The sequence below is a fragment of the Syntrophorhabdales bacterium genome (genome assembly GCA_035541455.1).
Classification (GTDB): Bacteria; Desulfobacterota; Syntrophorhabdia; order Syntrophorhabdales; family WCHB1-27; genus JADGQN01.
Map to the genome: position 1 here is coordinate 1 of DATKNH010000049.1, position 3,284 is coordinate 3,284.

4 protein-coding genes are annotated in these 3,284 nt (G+C 52.2%); 1 reads left to right on the plus strand and 3 read right to left on the minus strand.

Features of this window, described 5'->3' with window-relative positions; genetic code table 11:
* Nucleotides 1–151: 151 nt before the first annotated feature.
* From VMT71_05585 to VMT71_05595, 3 genes are all read right to left on the minus strand, one after another.
* Nucleotides 152–553 carry a hypothetical protein gene (locus VMT71_05585; protein HVN23422.1) on the minus strand — a complete coding sequence of 134 codons (402 nt, stop codon included), beginning with the start codon at nucleotides 551–553 and terminating at the stop codon, nucleotides 152–154.
* A gap of 177 nt (nucleotides 554–730) precedes the next feature.
* The gene (locus VMT71_05590) at nucleotides 731–1,168 is read right to left on the minus strand and encodes a cysteine rich repeat-containing protein (GenBank protein ID HVN23423.1); all 438 of its coding nucleotides are present in this window, start codon (nucleotides 1,166–1,168) and stop codon (nucleotides 731–733) included.
* 467 nt (nucleotides 1,169–1,635) lie between these two features.
* Nucleotides 1,636–2,100, minus strand: a complete 465-nt coding sequence (locus tag VMT71_05595) for a lipocalin-like domain-containing protein (GenBank protein HVN23424.1) — start codon at nucleotides 2,098–2,100, stop codon at nucleotides 1,636–1,638.
* A 145-nt stretch (nucleotides 2,101–2,245) separates the two neighbouring features.
* On the opposite strand from VMT71_05595, the gene VMT71_05600 reads away from it, so the two are divergent.
* Complete coding sequence (locus VMT71_05600; GenBank protein ID HVN23425.1) at nucleotides 2,246–2,725, plus strand: transposase; 480 nt, start codon at nucleotides 2,246–2,248, stop codon at nucleotides 2,723–2,725.
* Nucleotides 2,726–3,284: the final 559 nt, after the last annotated feature.

Genomic DNA, 3,284 nt, shown 5'->3' on the forward strand with positions numbered 1-3,284 from the left:
GACGTCATGTTCAATCGCCGCATCCTCAATGGTTATCGAACCGAACGTTGTGGCTTTAATGTGCGGTGTCATGCGGGTCCTTCATCAGGCGGTCTTCATTTATTGGATTAGTTTCTTGCAGGTCAGTTGATCCCTCCCCCCGGGGTCGACCTTAAAACCGAGGAGTGCGGTCTCCCAGCAGATAACGGACAAGGTCGACGATATCGATCAGAAGAGACACTGTGTCCATTGCTATCAAGATGAGAAGCCAGTTGCAGAGAAGCGTACCTTCTGGAATGTGATCCAGTCTGAATACCAGCCAGATCAGCATCGGAATCCAAACAAAATGGCCTATGCCCACAAGCCGGACGTACCCCAGTTTGGCGTGCAGGACCGTCATGATAGTCGCGGCCAGGAGGCCGGTTCCCAGCACTACCCATGCCTCCGTCCTCGGGAGAAAGAAAATGGATGACAGGTTGATCAATGGCAGCCCCGCCATCCATGGCCACCAAACCATGGGCGTTTTGAAGATGTTTCTAACGAAGTCGCCTAAGGGTTTCATAGTGTAGAGCATGAATTTTGTGTCCTGCGTTTTATGGTGATATCCATGATAAATATACCAAGTTGGCATTTCCTGGCATCGTACATCAGCCGAAAACGCCGTACCGACAACTTCGTTAACAATGACTGCTTAGCTCATGGCAGGTTGGAATTGGTCCAACCTTTCTTTCTGGTGCCGCAACAGTCCTGCTTATTCCCCGCCGGGTGGGCCAATAGGTTCCCAAAGTCCCACTGCCTGCAATGCTTGACTGCATCGTGCACTAAGCCCTCGCTGACTGTTAAGGCAATCGAGCAGCCTGCCTTCTCCGGGCCGGCCGAGTCCACAGTATGCTGCTAAATCATCCTTGCACTCCCTCGACACATAGACAAAGCCTTCGATTGCCTGCCGAACCTCGGGTGATACATTGTAGAGGTCGTACGCACACCCTGGCGCAAGTTGGTCCTTATGCGCATAAAGGCAGGCGAGAAGCCTCCCTTCGCCAGGCCTTATGTTATTGCAGTACATCTCAATGTCCTTCCTGCAGTCATCCACGGCCGTTTCGACAGGTCCTATGTCAACGGCTAGTAGGTTCCCAACAAACAGGAGGGTGAGAGAAAAGCTCAACATCAGGAACACGGTACGACGCATGTCGGTTCCTCCCTTTTCATTTTTGAGCACCTTTTGGATATCGCGCGAGCAGAACCTGCTCTCCGCTACCAGCACCAGCTATTGGCGAGGTTACAATCTATCCATATACTTACGCCGGGGTATCTCTTTGTCAACTGAAGTTTCCGTGGCGACCAGTATCCTTCTGGATTGCCGCTTGTAACGGAGAATTAATAAGAGAATTACAAGATTGAAGATTGAAGATATGCGTCGGAACGCTTCGCAAGCAATTTTCAAGATTACGCGATGCGAGAAAAGTTGAGGCTTGCACCCACAAGCTGGTATTGAAGAATAATAACTGCGTCGCGTATTGCCAGGCGTAACATCAAGCTGATGAACACGAAGTTTTTCGCCACGGAGGCTTCGGGACGGAAACATGCGTAATCGTGAAGGCCCCGAGGGCGAGTTACCGTGACAAGCCCACCCTCGACCGACTTGTTGAAAAAGGCCTACTCAATCTTCTCCCACACATTTCTGACAACCGCTGTTTTGGATGTGTCTCTCGGAAAAGGACTCGGGTCGCCTGTTAACGTAAGCCGATTCCCGGACAGCGTCCAGTGGCGAACCTCTTCTCTTCCATTCCAGGCTTCGGTCCATGAAGCGTCCACCTTAATGATCACTTTGCTTCCCTCGATACGATACATGCCTGACCAGCCTACTAGCGTGTCTAAGAGCGCAGCCTTATCGGCCGCAGAAGTGCCGAATTTTCTGTTGTCGCTTGTGTAGAAGGCGACCCAGCGGGTTGGTGTTATCACGAGGTACCCATGTGGAGCCTTGCCCAGAGGCTGGAGTGCACTGCCATTTACCTGGACATCTTGGGAAATGATCTTGTAGGTCACGACGAGGGGTTGCTGTCCCGAGCTCGGGGTCACTACCACCAACACCAGTATCAGAGCACCGATTAAGCGAACCATACGCGCCTCCTTTGGCATTGTTTTAAGCCGTGATGTTCACGTTCACGGCATCGAAGTTTCCTTTCCCGACAGGTGGGGAAGAGAGGAATTCCGTGCTCTCAAACAGCTTGAGCTCTCAGAACCCTTACGGTTAAGTCTCGATATATTGCTCACCCAGCTGGAAGAGCTCTGGGTTCACCAGGTTGCACTCAGGACCGCTCTCAAGAAGCTGTGCAAGAAGGAGCGCTACCATAACGCCTATACCATCGCGAGTAGCCTCCCGGGGATCGGCTGGCTCACCGCGATCAGGTTCGTCCTCGAACTGGGGGAGGATCTCACCCGGTTCACGAGCGGTAAGAAGATTGCGAGCTTCGTGGGGCTCACCTCGAGCGAATACTCCACGGGAGAGAGGCTGCAAAAAGGGCATATCACCGGCATGGGCCCCGGCTTCATCCGTGCAACCCTTATCGAGAACTCATGGGGAGCGATCCGTAAGGACCCGGTACTCCTTGGCAAGTTCACGCGGGTATGGCATGCGAGTGGCAGCAGGAAGAAAGCGATCGTTGCGGTGGCGCGGATGCTTATTGTTCGGTTTCGAGCGTACGTGCTATCGGGCATACCCTATAGGATTGGAATCGCCGCGTAATGAAGATAGAGATGCAAAATGAGGTGTGAGCGGTACGAGAGGAGATAACGTTCTTAACAGGGCCATGCGGAACAACGGCGTATGACGTGTTTCTTCCTGTGGCTTTCAGACCCCGGGTTTCAGTGTGTTCGACACCGGTTCCTTCTTTCCGCAGGTAGATACGTGTGGCACGACCACGAATAGGAGGGTGTAAAGAACTTTTTCTCCTCTTGCCCCGGCGTCGCACTTCGGCCACGGACGCATCTGAAAGCGTCATTGGCCTCGTGCTCCGGAAGGAGTGCACAAACGATGATTCGAAAGAGTCGTCACTCGTGATGAGCTATGACTTGAGCACGCTTACATAAAAGAGAGCGGGTAGAAAAAACCTGTGCAAAGGACGTGTTCTGTTCTTGACTTTTAGCATAGGAGGAAGGAAGAAACGGATTGGGCAGTATTCTGCTCATACAGACTTGTGGTGTTGGAGGAGCGTGTCTATGTGAATAAAGCGAGTATACAGACCCACGCCTGAGCCGCAAATCAGCCCATCATTCTAATAAGATAATCTTGACACTATGCTACT